At 64.2% G+C, this 22472-nt stretch carries 21 protein-coding genes; 6 read left to right on the top strand and 15 right to left on the bottom strand.

Annotated elements, in window-relative coordinates; translation table 11 throughout:
* Positions 1–170 precede the first annotated feature (170 nt).
* The 6 genes from LB515_RS06265 to LB515_RS06240 form a co-directional block, all read right to left on the bottom strand.
* Positions 171–587, bottom strand: a complete 417-nt coding sequence (locus LB515_RS06265; RefSeq protein WP_095766546.1) for a VOC family protein — start codon at positions 585–587, stop codon at positions 171–173.
* Between the two features lie 155 nt (positions 588–742).
* Positions 743–925 carry a hypothetical protein gene (locus tag LB515_RS06260; protein WP_224587753.1) on the bottom strand — a complete coding sequence of 61 codons (183 nt, stop codon included), beginning with the start codon at positions 923–925 and terminating at the stop codon, positions 743–745.
* A gap of 93 nt (positions 926–1018) precedes the next feature.
* Positions 1019–1408 carry a nuclear transport factor 2 family protein gene (locus tag LB515_RS06255; RefSeq protein ID WP_095766548.1) on the bottom strand — a complete coding sequence of 130 codons (390 nt, stop codon included), beginning with the start codon at positions 1406–1408 and terminating at the stop codon, positions 1019–1021.
* Between the two features lie 121 nt (positions 1409–1529).
* Positions 1530–3056: an ABC-F family ATP-binding cassette domain-containing protein gene (locus tag LB515_RS06250; RefSeq protein WP_224707114.1), complete on the bottom strand. Its 1527-nt coding sequence runs from the start codon at positions 3054–3056 to the stop codon at positions 1530–1532.
* A gap of 460 nt (positions 3057–3516) precedes the next feature.
* Complete coding sequence (gene uvrB, locus LB515_RS06245) at positions 3517–6642, bottom strand: excinuclease ABC subunit UvrB (protein ID WP_318012610.1); 3126 nt, start codon at positions 6640–6642, stop codon at positions 3517–3519.
* 99 nt (positions 6643–6741) lie between these two features.
* Positions 6742–7677, bottom strand: coding sequence for a LysR substrate-binding domain-containing protein (locus LB515_RS06240; protein WP_224707113.1), 936 nt, complete (start codon positions 7675–7677; stop codon positions 6742–6744).
* Positions 7678–7781: 104 nt separating this feature from the next.
* On the opposite strand from LB515_RS06240, the gene LB515_RS06235 reads away from it, so the two are divergent.
* Positions 7782–9002: a clavaminate synthase family protein gene (locus LB515_RS06235; protein WP_224707112.1), complete on the top strand. Its 1221-nt coding sequence runs from the start codon at positions 7782–7784 to the stop codon at positions 9000–9002.
* A gap of 226 nt (positions 9003–9228) precedes the next feature.
* On the opposite strand, the gene LB515_RS06230 is transcribed toward LB515_RS06235, so the two are convergent.
* Positions 9229–10479: a hypothetical protein gene (locus LB515_RS06230; RefSeq protein WP_411969126.1), complete on the bottom strand. Its 1251-nt coding sequence runs from the start codon at positions 10477–10479 to the stop codon at positions 9229–9231.
* 239 nt (positions 10480–10718) lie between these two features.
* Between LB515_RS06230 and LB515_RS06225 the strand changes: the two genes are divergently transcribed.
* Positions 10719–11732, top strand: coding sequence for a CapA family protein (locus tag LB515_RS06225; RefSeq protein WP_318012609.1), 1014 nt, complete (start codon positions 10719–10721; stop codon positions 11730–11732).
* Here the strand turns inward: LB515_RS06225 and LB515_RS06220 are convergent.
* Entirely contained in the window at positions 11671–12153 is a 483-nt protein-coding gene (locus tag LB515_RS06220) for a YegJ family protein (protein WP_224707110.1), read from the bottom strand. The genes LB515_RS06225 and LB515_RS06220 overlap by 62 nt on opposite strands.
* 156 nt (positions 12154–12309) lie before the next feature.
* Complete coding sequence (locus LB515_RS06215; RefSeq protein ID WP_224707109.1) at positions 12310–12825, bottom strand: hypothetical protein; 516 nt, start codon at positions 12823–12825, stop codon at positions 12310–12312.
* Positions 12826–13632: 807 nt separating this feature from the next.
* Here LB515_RS06215 and LB515_RS06210 point away from each other — a divergent pair.
* Positions 13633–14571 (top strand): diacylglycerol/lipid kinase family protein, encoded by a 939-nt coding sequence (locus LB515_RS06210; RefSeq protein ID WP_095766558.1) that lies wholly within the window; start codon positions 13633–13635, stop codon positions 14569–14571.
* A gap of 71 nt (positions 14572–14642) precedes the next feature.
* Here LB515_RS06210 and LB515_RS06205 read toward each other — a convergent pair whose 3' ends face one another.
* Genes LB515_RS06205 through LB515_RS06195 form a run of 3 tightly spaced genes read right to left on the bottom strand, consistent with a single transcriptional unit; the run spans position 14643 to position 18381 of the window.
* Positions 14643–15560, bottom strand: a complete 918-nt coding sequence (locus LB515_RS06205; protein WP_224531237.1) for an NAD(P)-dependent oxidoreductase — start codon at positions 15558–15560, stop codon at positions 14643–14645.
* Complete coding sequence (locus tag LB515_RS06200; protein WP_224707108.1) at positions 15557–16768, bottom strand: mandelate racemase/muconate lactonizing enzyme family protein; 1212 nt, start codon at positions 16766–16768, stop codon at positions 15557–15559. Before LB515_RS06200 ends, LB515_RS06205 begins: the two co-directional genes overlap by 4 nt.
* Positions 16765–18381 carry a GMC family oxidoreductase gene (locus LB515_RS06195; RefSeq protein ID WP_224707107.1) on the bottom strand — a complete coding sequence of 539 codons (1617 nt, stop codon included), beginning with the start codon at positions 18379–18381 and terminating at the stop codon, positions 16765–16767. Before LB515_RS06195 ends, LB515_RS06200 begins: the two co-directional genes overlap by 4 nt.
* Positions 18382–18569: 188 nt before the next feature.
* Here LB515_RS06195 and LB515_RS06190 point away from each other — a divergent pair, with 188 nt between their 5' ends.
* Positions 18570–18965, top strand: a complete 396-nt coding sequence (locus LB515_RS06190) for an acyl-CoA thioesterase (protein WP_042646168.1) — start codon at positions 18570–18572, stop codon at positions 18963–18965.
* Positions 18966–19455: 490 nt separating this feature from the next.
* Here the strand turns inward: LB515_RS06190 and LB515_RS06185 are convergent, their stop codons facing one another.
* Positions 19456–19824: a winged helix-turn-helix transcriptional regulator gene (locus LB515_RS06185; protein WP_095766562.1), complete on the bottom strand. Its 369-nt coding sequence runs from the start codon at positions 19822–19824 to the stop codon at positions 19456–19458.
* Between the two features lie 90 nt (positions 19825–19914).
* Here LB515_RS06185 and LB515_RS06180 point away from each other — a divergent pair, with 90 nt between their 5' ends.
* Positions 19915–20520, top strand: coding sequence for an NADPH-dependent FMN reductase (locus tag LB515_RS06180; RefSeq protein WP_095766563.1), 606 nt, complete (start codon positions 19915–19917; stop codon positions 20518–20520).
* A gap of 197 nt (positions 20521–20717) precedes the next feature.
* Positions 20718–21083 carry an avidin/streptavidin family protein gene (locus LB515_RS06175; protein ID WP_224707106.1) on the top strand — a complete coding sequence of 122 codons (366 nt, stop codon included), beginning with the start codon at positions 20718–20720 and terminating at the stop codon, positions 21081–21083.
* 262 nt (positions 21084–21345) lie between these two features.
* On the opposite strand, the gene LB515_RS28270 is transcribed toward LB515_RS06175, so the two are convergent.
* Together LB515_RS28270 and LB515_RS06170 are read right to left on the bottom strand one after the other, a co-directional pair.
* Positions 21346–21585 (bottom strand): gamma-glutamylcyclotransferase, encoded by a 240-nt coding sequence (locus tag LB515_RS28270; protein WP_318012248.1) that lies wholly within the window; start codon positions 21583–21585, stop codon positions 21346–21348.
* Positions 21586–21747: 162 nt separating this feature from the next.
* Complete coding sequence (locus tag LB515_RS06170) at positions 21748–22119, bottom strand: hypothetical protein (RefSeq protein WP_140838607.1); 372 nt, start codon at positions 22117–22119, stop codon at positions 21748–21750.
* Between the last annotated feature and the right edge of the window lie 353 nt (positions 22120–22472).

Here is a 22472-nt window from a genome sequence, read left to right as displayed (position 1 = left end):
CTCTTTGTGGCGTCTCTTCCCCTGTGGGAGAAGGTGGATCGGCGCGCAGCGCCGAGACGGATGAGGGGTGCGCCAGCTCGGCGTCGCTTACCCCTCACCCGGAGCCGATTTGCGAAGGGCAATTCGGGGCAATCCCACCTCTCCCACAAGAGGGGGAGAGGTGGGCGGGCTCACTTCACCGGCGCGTTCATCGCCCAAGCGACGCCGAAGGGGTCTTTCACCTGGCCCCAGCGGTCGCCCCAGAACATTACCTGCAGCGGCGTGACGACCTCGCAGCCGGCATCCACCGCGCGCTGCCACCAGGCATCGATGTCGTCGCTGCCGAGATGCAGCTGCAGCGTATAGCCTTGCGCCGCCTGGTGCGGATGACCGTGTTCGGGATAGGCATCGCCCAGCATCAGCGTCGAGCCGTTGACGTAGAGATGGATGTGCATGGTGCGGCCCTTGTCGTCAGGCGGATAGGCGAACACTTCCTCCGCGCCGAAAGCCTTCTTGTAGAACTCGGCGGCCTTGATGGCGCCGTCGACCTGCAGGTAGGGGGTCAATCCGCCAAGGACCTTGGCGCGGGGCGGGGTTTGGTCATTCATTCTCGTGTTCCTCTTCACGGGTTGATCCGGTTTTGCGACCCCAGGACGGATGAAGCGGCGGCGATCCTACATGGCCCGAGAATTATTTTTAGAGTAGCTAGCCCAAACAGCTCGGGCGGCAAGCGCGGCTGCAAAACGATCGCATCGAAAGCGACTTATATGACCTTCGCCGAGAAGGTGGCGGCGCGGCGGCTTTCCCGCGTTTCGAAAATCTCCGGAAAGCCGATGTCCTTGCGCAGCTCGGCCGGCAGCGACAGCAGGATGCGCTCGCTGCGATGACGCGCGCGCGCCTGGGCATAGCGGTTGGCAAGACGGCCGATGGATGACAGTACCGACATGATGTCTCTCCTGGTTGATGCCGGCATCATTGTGTCGGCATCCCAAGGACGAGGCGGCAATCGGCGATCCGACAGGTCGCCCTCGATTTTTTTTCAGAGCACCGACGCGGCCAGCGCGGTGTCGTAATATTCCACCATCTCGATGATCTCGCCGTCGCGGACCGTCCAGAAATTGGCGGTACGCATGATGAGCTCCTCGCCGGTGGCGCGGCGCGTCATGTGGATCTCGACTTGCGCGGCGACCTTGTCGCCGCCGTCGATGAGCTCGACGGGGACAAAATGCCGGTACTCGAAGTCGTCATCGAGCGCCAGGAGCCTGGCGAGGAATTCCTGCTTGCCGTGCGCGGTGCCGGCATGACGCGATTGCCGGGGATCGGCAATCCAGCGGAACACGACATCTTCGGCGCACCGAGACAAGGCGCCTTCGATGTCGCGGTCCGCATAGGCCTGATAAAGATTGCTGACGATTTCCACTGCACGCATGGCCCATTCCCTCCATGGCTAAGCAGTTCAGCATGCGCTTTTTTTAGCAGGTGGAAAAGTATCGCCGAGCCGGCAGCAATCTCTGTCGGGCCGGCAGTGCCGGCCCAACAGAGGTATCGCCTCAGTTCGACATCTCGGCGACCGAGCGGAAGAACGCCTCCGGGTCGTCGACCTCGGTCAGCCGCCGCTTGTCGATCAGCCAGAAGCGGTTGCCGACGGCGCGGATGAAGGAGCGGTCATGCGAGGCAAGCAGGCAGCTCGCCTGATGCTTCAACAATTCGTCCTCCAATGCTTCCTGGCCGTCGATGTCGAGATGGTTGGTCGGCTCGTCGAGCAGATAGAAATTGGGATGGATGAGCCTGAGCACCAGCATCATCAGCCTCGATCTCTGTCCGCCGGACAGAGCGCCGATCTTCTTCTCCTGCATCTCGATCGCGACGCCGGCGCCGGCGAGCAACGAGCGGGCGCGATGCTCGCCGACCTCGAAGCGGCGCGAGACCATCGCCAGCGGCGTGTCGTCGCTATCGATGCCCGACAGCGCCTGATCGCTGTAACCGAGCACCACCGACGGCGTCACCTTGATGTTCGCGACCGATCCCGGCTCGGCGATGGCGCCACGGATCATCGCGATGAAGCGCGTCTTGCCGACGCCGTTGCGGCCGAGCAGCACGATGCGGTCGTCCTGGCAGATGTGGCGCTTGCCGGTCCTGAACAGCAGCGTGCCGTCAGGGGTTTCGACCGCCGCGTCCTCCAGCGTGATCAGCACCTTGGCGTGGGTGCCGCGGTTGGCCAGCTTGATCGCGCCGGCCGAGCGCTCGCGATGCGCTTGTATGGCGGCATCCTCCAGCTTCTCGGCCCGTTCCTTGAGCTGCCTGGTCTTAATCGTCAAAAGGTCGCTGCCGGAATTGATGCCGATATTGTTCAACTTGGCGGCCTGCTTGCGCAGCTGCTGGGCGATCTTCATGTCGCGCTCGAACTTGCGCGCCGTCGAGGCGTCGAGCTCGTCGAGCGCCTGCCGGGCACGGGAATAGGGCAGCGCGAACACCGCCGACTCTTCCGGGCGCAGGAACAGGGTACGGTTGGTGGCCGCGTCGAGGAAGGCGCGGTCGTGGCTGGCGATGATGACCGGCACGTCGCGCGGCAGCGCCTTGAGCCATGTTTCCAGCTGGCTGATCCTGGCGAGGTCGAGATGATTGGTCGGCTCGTCGAGCAGAAGCACGTCGGGATCGGTGACCCAGACGCGGGCGATCAGCGCCAGACGCTGCCAGCCGCCGCTCAGCGCACGCATTGGCCGGCCGCGCATGTCCTCCGGCACCTCGAGCGAATCCAGCACGACGTCGACGCGCCAGAACTCGCTGTCGCGCTGTTCGGGCGGCAAGGCATCGGCGACGACGTCATGGAAGCTGCCGCCGAGGAATGCGTCAGGGATGGATTGCTCGACATGGCCGACGCGCAGGCCGCGCGACCGGGTGATGTCGCCGGTCGTGGCTTCGACTTCGCCGGCCAGGCATTTGAGAAGTGTGGATTTGCCACGGCCATTGGCCGCGACGATGCCGAGCCGGTCGCCGGCGCCGATGATGAGGTCGAGGTTGGAGAAGAGCGGCGCACTCATGGTGACGCCGAGAGATTTGAGGCTGATCAGGGCCATGTCGATTTCTCTGGTCTGCCCGGAAAATCCGGCTCAATGCACTTTGACGGTGCGCCCCTAGGCCATCAGGCCAGGTTCAGCGGCACCACGAAAGGGCAGACCAAAATCGAAGCGGGAAAACCCGGACCGTCCTGGTCAGCCCTGCAAGCAAGCTCGCAGGGCACAGACAGGGCCGCGCTGACGGTGGTGGCAGTAGTTCACGCAGCCCTCCTTTCCGGATGTTCGAGTTGGGAATTGGGTACACCGGGGGAGGGGCGGAGGCAAGTGGTCCGCACTTCCCTTCTCCCCTTGTTGTGGGAGAAGGTGGATCGGCGCGAAGCGCCGAGACGGATGAGGGGTGTTCCGGCGGAGTGAGACGGCCGCGACCTCTTCGCTGGACAAACGGTGTCGCCAAGCTGGAGCACCCCTCATCCGTCGCCTTCGGCGACACCTTCTCCCACCCGGGGAGAAGGAAAAGATGCTACTGCCCCGGCCGTCCGGTCTTGCCCGGCCGGCGTTTTTGACGCCGCTCGTCGCCAGGGTCCTCGTAGGAGCCGATGCCGGCTCGCTGGCGGACGATCGGCTTATCGTCGCGTTCCTTCGCGCCCGTCCTGCCGGACATCTCCCCCGCCGGAGGAGGCGTTGGCTGCGGCTTCGCCGGCTTCTTGCCCTCGACCGGTTTCTCCGTGCGGCGCACCGTCATCTCGTCGAGCGAGTTCTTCCTGAACAGCGGCTTGATCGGCTCGCCCGGAATGCCGAAATCGGAACCGTGCGCTTCCTGCGCGCTCTGCTTCTTGAACAGCGAACGCGACACCGCGCCGGCGGGCGTCGCCATGTCGGTGCCGGGCCCCATGTCGTCGATCGACGGCTTGGCGAAGAGCGGCTTCTTCACCGGCACGGCGCCGTCAGCGCCCATCTCGTCCAGATGCGGCTTGCGGAAGAGGTTGGGCCGGGCAGCCTTTGCCGCCTCCTCGGCGGCGCGTGCCTCATCGAGCTTGCGGAAGCGCTCCTGCTCCTCGACCGTGCGATGCTTGGCCACGCCCTTGTTGTGCTTGCCCTTTTCGCGGCCTGAGGCAGGGCTTTGGCCTTCCACCTCGCGCGCCAGCGGGTCGTCGGAGATGGCAAGCTCCATCTCGCGCAGCCGCTTGATCTCGTCGCGGACGCGCGCCGCCTTCTCGAAATCGAGATTGGCGGCGGCGTCGCGCATCTGCTTGTCCAGCGCCTCGAGGTGCGTCTTCAGATTGTTGCCGATCATCGCCCCGGCGTCGTCGGTGAACTGCGAGATGTCGGCGCGGACATGGTCCTTCTCGTAGACCGAGTCGAGGATGTCGGCGATGCGCGACTTGACCGATTCCGGTGTGATGCCGTTGGCGGCGTTCCACTCCATCTGCTTCTCGCGGCGGCGGTTGGTCTCCGCCATCGCCCGTTCCATCGAGCCGGTGATCTGGTCGGCGTAGAGGATGACCTTGCCGTCGACGTTGCGGGCGGCGCGGCCGATGGTCTGGATCAGCGAGGTTTCCGAACGCAGGAACCCTTCCTTGTCGGCATCGAGAATGGCGACGAAGCCGCATTCGGGAATGTCGAGGCCTTCGCGCAACAGGTTGATGCCGACCAGCACGTCGAAGGCGCCGAGGCGCAAATCGCGCAGGATCTCGATGCGCTCCAGCGTGTCGATGTCGGAATGCATGTAGCGGACGCGGATGCCGTTCTCGTGCAAATATTCGGTGAGGTCCTCGGCCATGCGCTTGGTCAGTACGGTGACCAGCGTGCGATAGCCGGCCCGGGTCGTGTCGCGGATCTCGCCGACGACGTCGTCGACCTGGCTCTTGGCCGGACGCACCTCGACCGGCGGATCGATCAGGCCGGTCGGACGGATGACCTGCTCGGCGAAGACGCCGCCGGACTGGTCGAGTTCCCAGGCGCCCGGCGTCGCCGAAACCGCCACCGACAGCGGGCGCATGGCGTCCCATTCCTCGAAGCGGAGCGGCCGGTTGTCCATGCAGGAGGGCAGGCGGAAACCATACTCGGCCAGCGTCGCCTTGCGGCGAAAGTCGCCGCGATACATGCCGCCGATCTGCGGCACGGTGACGTGGCTTTCGTCGATGAAGATCAGCGCGTTGTCGGGCACATATTCGAACAAGGTCGGCGGCGGGTCGCCGGGCTGACGTCCGGTGAGGTAACGCGAATAGTTCTCGATGCCGGCGCAGGAGCCGGTCGCCTCCAGCATCTCCAGATCGAAGCGCGTGCGCTGTTCCAGCCGCTGCGCTTCCAGCAGACGGCCAGCCTTTTCAAGCTCTTGCAGGCGGTGCTTGAGCTCCTCCTTGATCGACTTGATGGCTTGATTCAAGGTCGGGCGCGGCGTCACATAATGCGAGTTGGCGTAGATTTTGACGCTCTTCAGCTCGCCGGTCTTCTGGCCGGTGAGCGGATCGAACTCGGTGATCTGTTCGATCTCGTCGCCGAACATCGAGATGCGCCAGGCGCGGTCTTCCAGGTGGGCGGGGAAGATCTCGATGGTGTCGCCGCGCACGCGAAACGAGCCGCGCACGAAGTTGATGTCCTGGCGCTTGTACTGCTGGGCGACGAGGTCGGCGAGAAGCGAGCGCTGGTCGAGCCGGTCGCCGACCTGCATCTGGAACGTCATCGCCGTGTAGGTCTCGACCGAGCCGATACCATAGATGCAGGACACCGAGGCGACGATGATAACGTCGTCGCGTTCCAACAGCGAGCGGGTCGCCGAGTGGCGCATGCGGTCGATCTGTTCGTTGATCGAGGATTCCTTCTCGATATAGGTGTCCGTGCGCGGGACGTAGGCTTCCGGCTGGTAATAGTCGTAATAGGAGACGAAATACTCGACCGCGTTCTCGGGGAAGAATTTTTTGAACTCGGCATAGAGCTGCGCGGCAAGCGTCTTGTTCGGCGCCAGGATCAAAGCAGGGCGCTGCGTCTCCTCGATCACCTTGGCCATGGTGAAGGTCTTGCCCGAGCCGGTGACGCCGAGCAGCACCTGGGTGCGGTCGTTCCGCTCGACGCCTTCGACGAGGTCCTTGATGGCTGTCGGCTGATCTCCGGCGGGCTCGAAATCCGAGACCATCTTGATGGCGATGCCGCCCTCAGACTTTTCCGGGCGGGCCGGACGGTGCGGCGTCCACAGCTGGCCGTCCTTGTGCAGCGGATTGCCGGATTCGATCAGCGCCGACAGCGCCGCAACCGTTGCGGTGACGCCGCCGGACGAAACCGACTCTGCATCCTCCAGGCTGATGTCGAGGCCGGCCACAGGGTTGAGGCCGGCGGCCGCGCGCTCCTTCGCCGAGGCAGCGCCGCCCATCGAGGTGCCGCGCGCGGTGCGGCCGGGCGCCGACGAGCGCTCTGGTATCTTCTTCTTCGGCGCTTTTGCCTTCGGCTGCTTTTCAGCTTCACGCTCGATCTGCCCGGCCCAATCGGAGATCGAGCCGGTCAGCGGCGCGCCGGAAAAGTCGGCCTGCGGCGCTTCCGCGAAGCCGCCGGGCTCCAGCGGCTCGGCGGCATCGAGGAATTCGGTCAGCGGGCTGCGCCGCTTCGGCGCGCCATCTTGCGAAGGCGTCTTCTTGTCAGGATGTCTGGCCATGGCCCGAATATGGGAGGACTCGGCCGAAATGGAAAGAGCGGAGTGAAAGGGCTCCGGCCGAGCGCGGACGCTGCTGACAGAAGGCTGTCAGGAAAGGGGTCATGATCCGATTGGCCTGGGATCGTCCGGCTCCGCCTTGGCAACCGCGGCAAGCGCCGCGGCGACGACGGCGGCGCGGCGGGCCTTCGGTCCATCCACCGGCCAGACCAGACGGCGCTTGATGGTCAGCGCGGGAATAACGCGGGCGATCTCGACGAGTTGGCCGTCGCGGAAATGCTCCTTCAGCATCAGTTCGCTGGCAAGCAGCGCACCCATGCCGGAAAGCGAGGCCTGCGCGGCCAGCACGGTCAAGGGGAACCGCGGGCCGTGGTCGATGTTCTTGCGTAGGCGGCCGGCGGCGGCGAACCAGTTTGCCCATGTGGGGTAAACGTCGTCGCCCATGGTCTGGTCGATGTGGAGGAGGGGCAGGCGGCTGAGCACTTCGGCGCTGTCTTGATCTGTGCGGTTGCGGATCAGCGCCGGGGCACAGGCCGGAACCACCCTTTCGGTGAAGAGATCGGCCGATGCGAGATCTCTTGCCGTGCTGTTGCGGTAGCTGATGGCGAGGTCGATGCCTTCCTCCAGCATCGAATCCAACGCGATCGACACCACGATGCGCACGTCCAGCCTGCCGAGAGCCGCGCGGACATTGCCAAGGCGCGGCGCCAGCCAAAGCGAGGCGAAGGACGGATCGGCCGCGATGGTGAAGGTATCGGCGCGGCGCTCGAACCGCAGCCGCCGCAATCCGGAGGCCAGCGCGTCGAAGCCGCGGTCGATGTCTGGCAGCGCCGCCTCGGCAATGCGTGTGAGCGCGATGCCGTTGCCCTCGCGCCTGACCAGCTTGACGCCAAGCCGGTCCTCCAGCTGCCGCAACTGATGGCCGACGGCGCCCGGCGTGACGCCGAGCTCGTCGGCGGCGCGCGTCAGACTGCCGGTGCGCGCGGCGGCTGCAAGCGCACGCAGGGCCGACAGCGGGAGGTCGCGAAGAAACGCCATGGATTGAGAATACCTCAAAACTTATGAAAACAAACTCGTTTGCAAGAAAAGCCGCGAGCGCCCTACCGTTGTTGAAGACAACTCAATCCAGGAAAGCCGTCGCCATGCTCGATATGCAGACTCAGTCCGTCCCCGCCGGCCAGGCACTCGCGACGCGCTCCTTGCGAGCGATGCGCAACGAAGGACCGCGCATCGCCGTGGAATTCGATGACGGCAGCGCCGGCCGGCTGTCGATGCGCTGGCTGCGGCTTGCCTGCGAATGCGGGATATGCGGCGACACCGCTTCCGGAAAGCGCTGGCTGACGCCTGCCGATGTTCCGGCCGATATCCGCGCGACCTCGATCGAGATCTCGACGGTTGGGACGACGGACGTGGTCTGGCGGGACGGCCATGTCTCGCGCTTCGCGGCGGGCTTTCTGGCGGCCCATGCCGGACGCGGCGGCGATTTCGGCGCGCCACGCTTTCAGCCGGAACTGTGGAATAGCGATCTCGGCGCGCGGCTTGGGCGCTTCGCCTTCGACGCCGTGGTGGAGGACGACGCGGTGCTTTTCCAGTCGCTGCGCGCCTTGCGCGACCATGGCATCGCCATGCTGACCGGCGTCCCGGCCGAGCCTGAGGCGACGCTGCGCGTCGCCGGCCGCTACGGGCCCGTGCGCGAGACTAGTTACGGCAAGGTTTTCGATCTCATCTCGCGGCCCGACGCGCGGGTGGCCGGAGAAACGGCGCGCGCGCAAATTCCGCACACGGACGAGCCGTTCCGCTATTCGCCGCCGGGCTTCATCTTCTTCCATGCCATCAGGACCGGCGCCGGCAGCGGCGGCACCTCGTTGATGGTCGACGGCTTTCAAGTCGCTGAACGGATGCGCAGGAACAGACCGGAGCTCTTTGACCTGCTGACCCGTCATGGCGTCACCTTCCATCGCGAGCATGCCGGCGACGTGTTCTTCAGCGCCGAGGCGCATGTCATCAGCCTCGACGCGAGCGGCGCCGTCACCGGCATACGCTACAACGATCGCTGCCTGGCGCCGCAAACGGGGGCTGTCGATGAGATCGACGGGCTGATCGAGGCGCTTGCCGAGCTAACGCGGCTGATCTGCGATCCGGCGAACCAGTTCCGGCACCAGCTGCAGCCCGGCGAGGTGCTGGTCTTCGACAATCAGCGGGTCTTGCACGGACGCACCGAATTCGATCCGACGCTGGCCGTCCGCCACCTCAGAAGCTGCAACCTGGACCGCGACGGCGTCCACAGCGCCTTCCGCACGCTGGCGCGGCGCTTCGCGCCGGAAGAGGCGGAAGCGGTGCTTTATCAGGGCGCAATTTTCTGACGATAGCCAGGGGGACGGCGTCGACCTCGAAGGTTCGGTTTCCTCGCCCCCGCCAGAGGCGGGGGAGAGGTGTCCGCGAAGCGGACGGAGAGGGGGTTTCGTAAGGCGGAAGCCCTTCTCTTCAAAGCGCTTTCGCCGCGCGGGACCGGCGCCCCCTCTCCGTCTCGGCTTCGCCGAGCCACCTCTCCCCCATTTCATGGGGGCGAGGAACCTAAGACCGCGGGCCTCAATTGAACCACAGCGCAAACGTCAAGAAACCGGCGCCGCTGAACTGGCGCTGGATCTGGTCGAAATCGTCGCTGGTGAGGATCTTGCCGCTTTCGAGATAGGGCGCGATGCCGGGACCGGTGATCGAAAGGACCAGGTCAAAAGGTTTCGGCTCGTCGAAGAAGCGCTTCATGTTGATGCCCTTGCCGGTGATGCGGAAATGCGGCAGCAGCGCGCGGCCTTCGAGAAGATCCTCGGCCACGGTCAACGTGGCGAGCCAGGCCTGCACCTGTTCCTCGCCGACCTCGAGGCCGGTCAGCGGATTGACGCCTTTCTGTTGGGGTCCCGGCAGCCATTCGCGATCGTTGTCGGTCTCGGCCAGGATCGATTTCCAGTCCTCGCGCGACAGTCGGATCATCTCCAGCAGGTGGCGTCGCGCGGCCTGCCGGCGTTCCGGCTCGACCACCGGCCAGTTGACGAGATGCACCAGCGAGATGAAGTCGGCGAAGCGCCATTCCGAGGCGAAAATGTTGCCGCTCATGCCGCCGTCCAGCGGCACAAGCGTATCCTGCAGAGGCAGTTTCGCGCGCGGGAACAGCATGTGGAACGAGCCGTCGAAAGCATTGCGAAAATCATGCGCCAGCCAGAAATCGGCCTGCGCCATGAGGAACTCGGCATAACCTTGCAGCCAAAAACCGTCGGCGCGGTCGAAGCGGAAGGTGAGCGAAGGCGCGGTATTGCTGGTGTCGATGCTGCCGCGCGACAGCGACGCCATGATGGCGGCGAAGCTTTCGTCCGGCGCAATCGTGCCGTCTTCGTTGAGATCGATGCCGGCGCGGGTGAGATCGACCACCATGCCGATGTCGGCGTTGGCCGGGACTGAGCCCAGCATGGCGGCGGATTTTTCGAGCCGGTCGCGGAAGGCGACAAGGATGGCGCGGAATTCTTCGTAGGTCAGCGGCTGCGGGTTGGGATTGTCGGGCACGGGCAACCGCATCAGCGGCAGCATGAAGGATTTCGGGCTCTCGAAACCGTGGCGATGCAGTCCGCCGGCGAGGAGCTCAAGCGCGGTGAAGAATTCGCCGGCGCCGGCCGCATAGGCCGAGGCCGGGTCCTTGGCCGCTGCCGCCTCCAACGTCGACAGCGCCGTGTTCCGGTCGCTCACGCTCTTGGCCTCGAACATGGACTTGGCCGCGTCCGGCATCTCCGCCCAGGCAACGGACGCCGGCAGGAATGCAAACAAGGCTGCTGCAAGGATCACTCTACGCATCGTCATCGCCCTCCACTGCTCCACGTCGTGAGCATACACGGATTTCGGTCAGTCCGAGATGCCCGCCGCGGGATCGCCAGCAACCCGCTTCAACCTATCCATCAGACAGTCTACACAGGGCGAAACTGGATGGGCCCGTGTCGAACTATCCGCTTGCCTATAAACTGTCATGGCTGCCGCGCCTGCTGAGACCGTCGCTTGCCGGCGACAGAAGCGGCTTCGCGGCGCCCGCGGCGACGTTGCTCGATCCGCAGCCCACACGGAAGGTGCGGCTGGCCTTCGTCGGCGACATTTCGGCAGTCGCCAATCGCGATGCGCCGGATTGCGATCCGGCGATCACGACGCTGCTTTCATCCGCCGACCTCGTGATCGGCAATTGCGAAAGTCCGATCGTCGAACGAGCACGCGCGGTCATGGGCACGCGGCTCGGCACGCATCATGCGATGAGCGAGCATTTCCTGGCCGATGCACTCGCAGCCGCCGGCATCGCGCGCGACAGGCTCGTTCTGTCCCTGGCCAACAACCACGTGCTCGATCAGGGCATCGCCGGTTTCGACGAAACGCTCGCTGCGCTGAACCGGCTCGGGGTCCGGACCATCGGCACAGTTGCCGGCGGGCCTGTCCAGAGTCATGCGGCCGGATCGCTGACGATCGGCTTTGCGGCCTTCACGCTGTGGCGCAACACGGACGCCGCGCCGTTCGAAGAGCGCATCTCAATGCGCGCGGCGGAATGGCCGCGCGACGCCGTATCCGGCATCGATCTCATCTGCGCCGTGCCGCACTGGGACTGGGAGTTCCGGCATTTTCCACGACCCGCGACGCGGGCGCTGGCGAGACGGCTGGCGGATCACGGCGTCCGGTTGATCGCCGGGCATCACGCGCATGTCTTGCAGCCCATCGAGCGTGTCGGCGACAGCGTGATCGCCTACGGCCTTGGCGATTTCCTCGGCACTGCGCTCGCCAGACTGCCATGGCCGGCACGCATCGGCTCGATATTCGTTGTCGATGTCAGCGCCGATCCGGCCACGCGGGGTAGGATCGCTGCCTACCGGATGCATTTCTTCGTGCGGCTGCGTGCAGGCAACCATGAGCGGCTGCTGCCGATCGAAGTTCTGGATGGAGTGCTCAAGCAGCGGGTCGCGGCCCGACTGGTGGCGATTTTTCCCATGGCGGGAAGTGAGCGGATAGACCTCAGCAGTCGAAGCCGTATTGAGTGCGCATATAGTCGGCCTCTTCCTTCGACATCTTCTTAAACATCACGCAGACGGTGAAGCTGCCGACCTGGCGGCCGTTTTTGGTGTAGCCCCAGTCGGAAATATCGTCCTTGGTGAATTCGATGTTCTGGCCAAGGACGACATTGCGGACGATTTCCGGCTCGTTCGCCAATATGCCGACGAAGCCGTCGGCGGTCCGCTTGAAGGGGATGACCCAGAAATGCTCCGTCGCCTTTCCGTCGACGACCATCACCTTCAGCTTGAACCTGTCGGTTCCCGGCGGCGGAGCGTCGGACAGGTTCAGGAATTCCTCCAGGCTGGATCGCGCCTTCTCGACCGCCGCCGCCATCTCGGCGTCGTCGGATGCGATCACCATGGCCTTGTCGTCGCCTTCCGCCCTGGCATGCAAGGGAGCGAGCGCCAGCAGCAGGGATAACGCGATACGAACGGCAATTGTCATGACACCCCCCGGTGAAGGCCAATATCCTGTGCGTTATCTTCGGGCAATGTGTCGGCTTGATCAATCCGGTCTGCGGTTGCGAAGCGGCCCTACGCCATTGTCATCGGGCAATGATAAGGGAATGGCTGCTCGGGCCGACCTGAACCTTGGGCAGGCTTACAGCCCGGTCAATCCGGCCAGCCAGCTTGCCGAGCGCTTCGCCACGTCCACCGTTGCGCCGGCAGCGCGGCTGAGGTCGGTCTTGACCACGGCATAGCCGGCCTTGGTGCGGTAAAGCACGGCGCGGCCGCCATCGACCGACCCGTCGAAGGCCACGGGCTTTGCCGATTCCGTTTCGCTGGCGGTCACCGTTGCGCCGACCGGAGCGCTCGGGCGATGGTCGAGCTCGGGCGGCAGCGGGGCGATGGTTTCGACAACGCGGTTCCTGGGCTTCAACTCCGGCCTGGAAGCTTTCTCGGCAAGCTCGGAGGAAGAGGCCGAGCCCTTGACGCGGCAGATACCCGAAACCAGCGGATAGTCGAAATTGCGCTGGTGCAGCATCTGGCTCTTCATCGCCGCTTCGCAGTCGGCGAGCGTCGCCCACTTGGCAGGCGTCTCGCCGATATATTCGCAGAGCTTGGCGTCGCAGTCGCAGCCGACAATGGTCATGGCGACAAGGGCGGTCTTGATCACGGTCTTGTCCCTTTAAATGTTCCCAAACCGATCAATCGCCGGGGAACAAGGCGGGATTTGGCCGCGATTGTGGATTGTGCGTGTCGATGCGTTACGGAAGGTTGCTTGGCCGGCGACTGTGGCCGGAAAGCATCAGCAGCGGACGCCCGGGAGGGGCGGTAGCCTGTGAGGCGGACAGCACCAAAAAGACAGTCGGCGCTGGGATTTCTCCCAGCGCCTCCCTGTCAGATCAGGAACCAGTCAAGGCAGCAACTTCCGTAAAGTCGTCGCGCCAGGCCAGCCTTGATTTTGACGGTCCTGCCAGTCGCCGCCCGAAGGGCAGCTCCCGTTCCAGACCACGCCGATCTCCACCCTTGCAGGCTTCGCCCAGCGTGCCATCGAAGGTTTTTACCGGCCTTAATGGCAGCATCGGTCCGCCGTCGGCGTTGGCACGCTTTCCGCGGCACCCGTAGGTCTCGGCATCCGTCCCTCCAACAGGCAAGCCTGCTCTCGTTCTGGGCCGTACGGGCCTCAGGAAATCCGCCTTGCGCTTTTGCCTTTCGGCTGGGCGTTCGGTAGCCGCCTGAGATGGGTTGAATGTACGCCGGGTAAGGGGTCTGGGGAATGCCGGCGCGCCTGTGGATAGCGGGATTATCGGGGACCAATGGCGAAAGCCGCGGAATCCGCCGGCCGAACCGCTTAGACAGCCTGCCCCGCTTTTCTGTATCCGTTCGATGTTGGAGCCTTGCTCCGGCGCCCGGTCCGCGTTTCAATGTCGGCAAAAGACTTTGGGTGCTAGTTGCGCGACTTGCCTCGGGGGAGGTCGACTTGAAAGTCGGGGTGGTTCTCAATCCGATTGCCGGCGGCGGCAGGCTCAAGCGGCATTGGGCGGAGGCCGCGGCATCGCTCAACAGGAATTTCGGCGATTTCCACTTGCGGGAAACTCAGGCCAGCGGCGACGCAGAGCGGCTGGCGATCGATCTCGCCGCCGGCGGGTGCGACCTGGTGATCGCGGCAGGCGGCGACGGCACCGCAAGCGAGGTGGCCGACGGGTTGCTGCAGGCACAAGATGAGACCGGCCAGGAAGCCGCGCTTGGCCTTCTGCCCTGTGGTACCGGCATCGACTTCGCGCGCGGGCTCGACTTGCCGCGCGGCATCGATGCCGCGCTGAAGCGGATCGCCGATTCCAATGCGCGAAAAATCGACGCCGGCCGCATCTGCTACATCGACGACCACGGCGCGCTGGCCAGCCGCCACTTCATCAACATTGCCAGCCTCGGCCTGTCCGGCGCGACGGATCGCGCCGTCAATGCCGACAAGCGCAAGGGCAGGGTCTCGGCCAAGGCGCTGTTCTTCTGGCGCACCGTGCTGGAGTTCATCCGCTACCGCTTCCAGGATGTCAGGATCACCATCGACGACGGCGAGCCGGTCGAGGCGCGCATGGCGCTGGTCGCGGTGGCAAACGGCAAATTCTTCGGCGGCGGCATGATGATCGCGCCGGACGCCGAGCTCGCCGACGGCCAGTTCGATATCATCATCCTGCGGGCCGCCGGCAAGCTTGGGCTGATCCGCGACCTCCGCCTGCTCTACGGCGGGCGCCACCGCAACCATCCGGCAATCACCATCCTGCGTGGCCGCAAGGTGCTGGTCGAGCCGCTCGGCGATGCCGAGAAGAACGGCGCGCTGGTCGACATAGACGGCGAGTCGCCAGGCCGAATTCCGGCGACGTTCGAGATCCTGCCCGGCGCGCTGACGCTGAGAGGTTGAATCAGCCGGCTAAGAGGCCGATTCAGCCGGTGCGGTCAGGCAATTGAAACAGCTGGCTAATTTCTGCCGGGTTACAGTTCGAGCTTCGCCGGAAAGCCCGGCGCGCGAAGCTCCACGCCGACTTCATCCTCAAGCAGCTTGACGATCTGTGTCGACCAGGCGCCACCACCATAGGCGCGCTTACCCTCTTCGAAAATCGCGTTGACGCGGGTGGCAAGATCGAGCGGCGCGCCGAAATCCCTGGCCATGGCAAGCGCGAAGCCGAGGTCCTTCAGTGCCAGGTCCATGGTGAAGCCGATGTCGTAGGAGCCGTTGAGCACGAGCTGGCTTTCGGTTTCGTGGACGAAGCTGTTACCGGAAGAGGCGACGATGGCGTGGTAGGCCTGGGCGAGATCGAGCCCGCCCTGCTTCGCCAGCATCAACGCTTCGCCGGCAGCGACGAGATGAATGAAGGCGAGCATATTGGTGATGACCTTGATCACCGCCGCCGAGCCGACCGGGCCCATCAGGAAGGATTTCGCGCACATCGCCTCGATGGCCGGACGATGGCGTTCGTAGAGCGCCGCATCGCCGCCGACGAGCGCCGTGATCCTGCCCACTGCGGCCAGATGCACGCCGCCGGTCACCGGGCATTCGAGCGTCTCGATGCCTTGTGCCGATGCCAGCGCGGCGAGTCGTAAAATCTCGTCACGGCCATTGGTCGACATCTCGATCCAGGTGCCGCCCGCGGGCAGGCCCTGGAGCAATCCGTCGGGGCCGGCGAGCACAGTTTCGCTGACCTTCGGCGAGGGCAGGCAGGTGATTGCATTGCCGGCGCGGGCAGCGGCCTCGGCGGGGCTACCCGACGCCGATGCACCGAGCGCGACCAGGCGCTCGACCGGCGCCGGGTCGCGGTCGAAGACGGTGACGGCAAAGCCGTTGCGCAGCAGGCTAGCGGCAAGGTTGCCGCCGAGATGGCCAAGGCCGACGAAGGCATAAGCGAGGCTCACGGCATCAGCGGCGTCTGCATCATCTGCAGATGCAGCTCCTTGCCGCTATAGGGATGGGCCTCGCAGACCGCCTCGTCGAGCTCGACGCCGAGGCCGGGCTCCTTCGAGGGGATGACGTTGCCGTCCTGCCATTCGATCTTCTTCTTGAGCAGCGTGGCGTGGAAACCGTCCCACTGCTTCAGCGATTCCAGGATGAGGAAGTTGGGCAGCGTCACGGCAAGCTGGATGTTGGCGGCGCCGACGATCGGGCCGCAATAGCAATGCGGCGCCACCTGGATGTGGTAGGCTTCGGCCATGGCAGCGATCTTCTTGGTCTCGAGAATGCCGCCGGAGCGGCCGAGATCCGGCTGCAGGATGGTCGCGGCGCGGTTCTCGATGACGCGGGCGAACTCGAACTTCGTCGTCAGCCGCTCGCCGGTTGCTATCGGGATGGAGGTGCTGCGGGCGACCTGCGCCATCACCTCGGGCATATCAGGCGGCACCGGCTCCTCGAACCACAGCGGATCGTAGGGCTCGATGGCGCGGGCGAGCCGCAGCGCGCCCGAGGCGGTGAACTGGCCATGCGTACCAAACAGGATATCCGCCCTGTTACCGACTGCTTCGCGGATCGCCTTGACCATACGCGCCGACAGGTCGATGTCGATCAAGCGCGGCTGATGGCCGTCATAGGCGGTGTAGGGGCCGGCCGGATCGAGCTTCACGGCGTTGAAACCCTGCTCGACATATTCGAGCGCGCAGGCCGCAGCCAGGTCTGGGTCGTTGTAGACGTTCTTGCCGCGCGCATCTTCCGAATGGACGCTGCCGGTGTGCGGATAGAGGTAGGTGTAGGAGCGCAGGGTCTCGTGCACCTGGCCGCCGAGCAGCTTGTAGACCGGCTTGCCGGCCTCCTTGCCGACGATATCCCAGCAGGCCATTTCGAGCGCCGAGAAGCAGCCCATGCCGGAAACGTCGGGGCGCTGGGTGAAGCCGGAGGAATAGGCGCGGCGGAAGAAATTCTCGATGTCGTGCGGATCGCGGCCGACGAGATAGCGCTCGGCCATGTCCTCGATCATCCTGGCGGTGACATGCGCGGAGAAGGTGGCGTTGTAAGCCTCGCCATAACCGACCACGCCGCCATCGGTGGTGAGCTTGACGAAGATGAAATACTTGCCGCCGATGCCGGGCGGCGGGTTGCCGACAACCCAGGTCTTCACGTCGGTGATTTTCATTTGTGATCCTCCAGAACCAGGTCGGCGCCTTTCCATCCGGTCAGGATCGCGGCGGCGTTGGTGTTGCCCGTGATGTTGTCGGGGAAAATCGAAGCGTCGATGACGCGCAGACCGTCCAGCCCATGCACCCGAAGCCGCGGGTCGACGACGGCGCGCGCCGCATCAGGCCCCATGCGGCAGGTCGAGACAGGGTGATAGACGGTGCCGGAGCGTTTCCTGAAATCCTGGATCAGGTCGGCGTCCGACTGGATCGACGGGCCGGGCAGAACCTCTTCCTCGATGATCTCGGCCATGGCCGGCATCGAGGCGATCTTGCGCACGAACTTCACCGCCGCCAGCATCTCGTCGACATCGGCGTTGGTCGAATAGGCGTTGGGCCTGATGCTCGGATAGTCGCGCGGGTCCTTCGAGCGGATCATGATCTCGCCGCGGCTCGAGGGCCGGCAATTGGACAGGCCGATCGAGAAGCCCGGCCAGGGGTCGGGCGTCAGGATCGGACGCTCGCCGCTCTTCGGGATGACGGTCGAGAAAGCCTGGAAATAGAGCTGCATGTTCGGCCGCGTCATCGAGGGGTCGGTGCGGAAGAAGCCGCCGGCATTGTTCATCGACAGCGACAGCGGACCGGAGCGCAAGAGGATGTATTGCATGCCGACGAGCAGCTTGCCCCACCACGGGCGCAGGATCTGGTTGAGCGTCGGCAGCTTGCCCTTGAAGGTGTAGTTGATGCCGACATGGTCCTGCAGATTGGCGCCGACATTTTCATTGGCGTGCACTACTGGGATACCGAGGTCGGCCAGCAATGCCGCAGGGCCGATACCGGACAGCTCCAGCAGTTGCGGCGAGTTGATCGAGCCGCCCGACAGGATCACCTCGCGGCCCGCGCGAGCGGTCTTCTTCTGCCCGTTCTGCTCGTATTCGACGCCGACGGCGCGCTTGCCCTCGAACAGGATCTTCGTCGCCAGCGCGTTGGTCTCGACGCGTACGTTTGAGCGTTTCATCGCCGGCCGCAGGAAGGCGCGGGCGGCCGACATGCGGCGTCCGTTTTTCGTCGTGATCTGGTAGACGCCGACGCCTTCCTGGGAGGCGCCGTTGAAGTCCGGATTGAGCGGCAGCCCGGCCTGCTGTGCGGCGGCAAGATAGCGCTTGGTCAGCGGATGCACCGCGTTCGTGCAGTCCGTGATGTGCAAAGGGCCCCCGACTCCGCGCCACTGGTCAGCGCCCGCCGCATTATCTTCCAGCGCCTTGAAGGAGGGCAGGAGGTCATCATACGCCCAGCCGGGATTGCCGGCAGCGGCCCAGGCATCGAAGTCCTCGCGCGCGCCCCGGATGAAGACCATGGCGTTGATCGAGCTCGAGCCGCCAAGCAGCCTGCCGCGTGGCCAGTGGTCGGCATTGTTGCTGAGACCCGGATCCGGATCGGCCTTGTAGTTCCAGTTGACAGCCGGGTCGAAGAAGGTCTTGCCGTAGCCGAGCGGCATCTGGACATAGAAGCGCCGGTCGGTTCCGCCGGCCTCCAGCACCAACACGGAGAAGCGGCCCGACGCCGACAATTTGTCGGCAACGACCGAGCCGGCCGAACCCGAGCCGACGACGATGAAATCATAAGTCTGCATGATGGAAAAGCGGGCTCCGCAACATTGGGCTTACCCTAGACATTGCGGGCTTGCGGCGTCGCCGTGGCTTCCGGCATGGCTTGTGAAAAAAGCGACCGGCGCAGTGGGGCACATTTCGCTTTTACCAGAGCTTGCGACATGGCGGTCGCATTGATACGCAACAGAAGCTGCCCTTTGAGGATTTCGCCATGGTGCATTACGCGGACGGAAAACCCCTTGGCGATCTGACCTTGCGCACGCTCGCCATGCCGTCCGACGCCAATGCGGCCGGCGACATCTTCGGCGGCTGGGTGATGGCGCAGATGGACCTTGCCTGCGGCATCCGCGCCGCCGAGCGCGCCAAGGGCCGCGTGGTCACCGCCGCGGTCAAGGAGATGTCCTTCGCCAAGCCGATGAAGATCGGCGACACGCTCTGCATCTACACCCATGTCGAGCGCGTCGGCCGCACCTCGATGGTGCTCAAGGTCGAAGCCTGGGCGCAGCGCTACCTTTCCGACTTGATGGAGAAGGTCACCCATGCCGATTTCGTCATGGTGGCGCTCGACGGCGAAGGCAAGCCGAAGCCGGTTCCGGCCGAGAGCTGACGCTCCGGCGGGATACTGATTCTCCCCAGACTTGCCGCTCTGTAACAACGCCTGCGCGGGAGATTTGCTTCGCGACATCCAATGGTTGCCTTCACGCCCCACCTTGTAGGCGCAGGGGGAAAGACAATGCGTCAACATATGCTGAACGGCTGGCTCGTGGCAGCCCTTGTTGCTTTGGTCTGCCTGCTCGGCGTAACGGCCTACATGGAAGTCAGCACAGGTCTTCCACACGTCGCCTGCATGCGGGATCGGACGGCGGTCGGCAAGATGGCCGCCCAATTCAAGAGCTGCTCGACGGCGTGCTGCGACAGCACTGCCCCAAGCGTCTGATCGGTGGCGGCTAAAGGCGGGGTGTCCTTGGCGAAGCAGCTGCCCGGCGACGCCGGCGGCGGAACCGCGGAGGCTCTGATCAAAACCGAAAGCGCGATGCGACCGGCGCTGAGGCCCACGATTTCATCGGCAGGCTAAAAACCCTTGCATTGCAATGGCTTCAGGCCTCTAGGCCGTCAAATTTCGCGCGTGCTTCGCGGACCCGGTTGGTGTTCTTGCGCGCCCATTCGCCGAGCGCGCCGACCGGCACGAGCAGCTCGTGACCGAGTTGGGTGAGCTCGTAATCGACACGTGGCGGAATGGTCGGAAACACTTTGCGCGTGACGAAGCCGTCACGCTCCAAACCGCGTAAGGTGGTGGTCAGCATCTTTTGCGAAATTCCGCCAACGGCGGCGCGCAATTCGTTGAAGCGCATTGGTCCGCCGCCGAGCTTGCCGACCACGAGCACCGTCCATTTGTCGCCGACCCGTTGCAGGATTTCCGACACGGCCCGGCAGTCCTCGGTGTTGTGCGGGTGCCTCAGTAACAAAGAAGTGCCTCCTTGCGCGCCGATTTGTCAGTATCACATATAGCGCCGGTATCCAAACGATACCAGAAATTCCCGCAAGGAGAGCCCCTTATGTCCAAGCCCAAAATCGCCATTGTCGTCGGTTCGACGCGCGCCGCCCGCTTCGCCGACGTGCCGACGCAGTGGATCGCCAAGATCGCCAAGTCGCACGCCGATATCGATGTCGAGATCGTCGATCTGCGCGACTGGCCGCTGCCTTTCTTCGACGAGGTCGCTTCCTCCGCCTGGGCGCCGTCGCAGAACGAAGTGGCGCAGCGCTGGCAGAAGAAGGTCGCCGAGTTCGACGGCTTCATCTTCACCGCCGCCGAATACAATCACGCCCCGACCGCTGTGCTGAAGAACGCCATCGATTACGCCGCCAATGAGTGGAACAAGAAGCCGGCAGGCTTCGTCGGCTATGGCAGCGTCGGCGGCTCGCGCGCGATCGAGCACCTTCGCCTGATCGCCGTCGAGCTGCAGATGGCGCCGGTCAAGTCGGCGGTGCACATCGCCTGGGGCGATTTCCTTGCGGTTCGCCAGGGCGAGAAGAAGCTCGAGGATCTCGAGCACCTGAACCAGTCGGCCGCCGCGCTGGTCAACGACGTCGCCTGGTGGGCAAGGGTGCTGAAAGCGGCCCGCGCCGCCGACGCGATCGCCGGCGAAGCCCAGGCCGCCTGAGCGGTCGATCGACACTGTCCTCCCAGTGGGAAAGGGGCGGCGCCAGCGCTGCCCCTTTCCATTTGCGGAGCTGTCTGTCTTGCCTGGATCCCAGGCTGATCCCTTTGGCCGTGGCGCTGTTGACCGCTCGGAACGGCGCGTTAGATGCAGCCGCGAATCCACCGAAGACGAAGACAGCACAGTCGTGGAGGAGCGGGATGCCTTGGCTTGGCAGATGGCGCAATCAGTATGGGTCCGTCCTCGACATCACCGGCGAGGACGGCAGCCGGATTGAAGGCACGTTTCGCACGGCGCTCGAAGACAGCAGCTTCTATGGACAGACCGTGCCGATATCCGGCATCGCGCATGGCGACGTGATTGGAGTAACGGCCGCCGGCGAGGGTACGGCCGGCCCTGCCGCCGTGAGCTACACCGGCATTTTGCGGCACGGCAAGCTGGAGACGATGTGGCTGACAGTGGCAGGCAGCACCATCACCGGCAAGGAGGGCGAAACCGCTTCCCGCAAACAGGTAGGAACCTGGCGCGCCTTCGGCATCAGCCTCGACACCTTTTTCCGAGAATAGCCAAGCTAACTGGCCTCGAGTCGTCAGGAAACGGCGCAGGACGTTGCTGCTCGGCGCCGCTCTGATCACGATCGCTGCCGCCGGATGGGAAAGCTCCAGCGGTGGCAGGCCAACCGTTTCTTGAACCGAAAATACAAAACGTCCGGAGGCGGGCGAAGCCGCTACGTTCTCCCAGGAAGAACGAAGCGCCGGTCATTGTAACAGGCGAGATATCCCGAATGCACGGGATCTGCGAGAAGCCGGGATTTCATATAGACCTGCGCTACGGGCGACGGTCCCTCGAGAGCCTCAACCTCGATCGGCGCAAACTGCCGGGCGCGCCCACGGATACGATGGCATGGAGGCGCGAGAGGGTGCGATCATCGACCTCGTAGAGTTCGCCGGCGACCTGGAACCCGACACCCGGTTCGTTGAACATCATCGGAGCGAAGCGAGGTCCAGCAATCAGCATTGGAAACCGCTCACGCGTCCGACAATTGCCAAGAAACGCAGCCCCGTTCAAACCCCTGCTCGTGCAGGGGAAACCCTCTTTTCAAGGTGCCAAAGACGAAGACGTTCGTGACCATTCAGGTGAACGTCGGCCAAAGCTGGAAGTTCATCCTAGGTCGTGAACTCATAAATGTGGTATGACCGAGATGAGTGGGAAGCAGAGTAAAGGGTTGGCTTAGCCCTCCACGCCCCATTTTAGTTGGCTGGCATCGACGACGTCTGATCCCATGTGCTCAACAAAATAGCCTCGTATCCTCTGGCGATGCCGATCCCATCTGGGAGACATTCGCTCACTCTCATTCTCATATTCAGCTAGAAATACCCATTCCACGAATTGATCCGCTGTAACATCGCCGGATTGAGGAATAAAATCGGTGACATGCATGAACTTGTCGCCGTGCCTTCCTCCACAATAGCCATGACCAACACAGACCGCGTGCATGAGCGAGTCGAATCTATTCTTTGCTTTCATGGAACATGCGCGATGATGAAGCGGGATGCCTGCGCGCGCCGCGGCAACATATCCTTCTTGGGCGTAGGTTCGCAATGGGTCGTTTCCGACCGAGACTTTCATATCGCGGCTGAATCTGATTCAGGCTCAGCATGAGCCCATATGACCTGCCAAGCAGTTCCGCCGTATTGTCACCCGATACGACGAGCTGGCTGTCTCGCCGCCCTCAAACTCGTCTCAATCCGCATCTGGCTACGCAGCAATGAGTCTACGTCTAGCAGGCCGTGCGGCGCGCAAGGTAGACGTGTTCGCCGACGAAGCCCAGGCTGCCTGAGTGGCTTTTCGAATATCCTCCTAAGGACGTGGGGCGGCGTTTGCGCCGCACCGGCAAGCCCGTGTTAGTGCCTTGACGGCAGAACAAATTCCCAGAGGCCGATCGTGAGACTTGT

The organism is Mesorhizobium sp. CA15 (assembly GCF_020165215.1).
Lineage (GTDB): Bacteria > Pseudomonadota > Alphaproteobacteria > Rhizobiales > Rhizobiaceae > Mesorhizobium.
This window is presented reverse-complemented; position numbering and strand designations above follow the sequence as displayed.

Coding starts and splice junctions, on each gene's coding strand:
- LB515_RS06265 (WP_095766546.1), bottom strand. CDS start 587: ATGAATGACCAAACCCCGCCCCGCGCCAAGGTCCTTGGCGGATTGACC.
- LB515_RS06260 (WP_224587753.1), bottom strand. CDS start 925: ATGTCGGTACTGTCATCCATCGGCCGTCTTGCCAACCGCTATGCCCAG.
- LB515_RS06255 (WP_095766548.1), bottom strand. CDS start 1,408: ATGCGTGCAGTGGAAATCGTCAGCAATCTTTATCAGGCCTATGCGGAC.
- LB515_RS06250 (WP_224707114.1), bottom strand. CDS start 3,056: ATGGCCCTGATCAGCCTCAAATCTCTCGGCGTCACCATGAGTGCGCCG.
- uvrB (WP_318012610.1), bottom strand. CDS start 6,642: ATGGCCAGACATCCTGACAAGAAGACGCCTTCGCAAGATGGCGCGCCG.
- LB515_RS06240 (WP_224707113.1), bottom strand. CDS start 7,677: ATGGCGTTTCTTCGCGACCTCCCGCTGTCGGCCCTGCGTGCGCTTGCA.
- LB515_RS06235 (WP_224707112.1), top strand. CDS start 7,782: ATGCTCGATATGCAGACTCAGTCCGTCCCCGCCGGCCAGGCACTCGCG.
- LB515_RS06230 (WP_411969126.1), bottom strand. CDS start 10,479: ATGCGTAGAGTGATCCTTGCAGCAGCCTTGTTTGCATTCCTGCCGGCG.
- LB515_RS06220 (WP_224707110.1), bottom strand. CDS start 12,153: ATGACAATTGCCGTTCGTATCGCGTTATCCCTGCTGCTGGCGCTCGCT.
- LB515_RS06200 (WP_224707108.1), bottom strand. CDS start 16,768: ATGAAAATCACCGACGTGAAGACCTGGGTTGTCGGCAACCCGCCGCCC.
- LB515_RS06195 (WP_224707107.1), bottom strand. CDS start 18,381: ATGCAGACTTATGATTTCATCGTCGTCGGCTCGGGTTCGGCCGGCTCG.
- LB515_RS06190 (WP_042646168.1), top strand. CDS start 18,570: ATGGTGCATTACGCGGACGGAAAACCCCTTGGCGATCTGACCTTGCGC.
- LB515_RS06180 (WP_095766563.1), top strand. CDS start 19,915: ATGTCCAAGCCCAAAATCGCCATTGTCGTCGGTTCGACGCGCGCCGCC.
- LB515_RS06175 (WP_224707106.1), top strand. CDS start 20,718: ATGCCTTGGCTTGGCAGATGGCGCAATCAGTATGGGTCCGTCCTCGAC.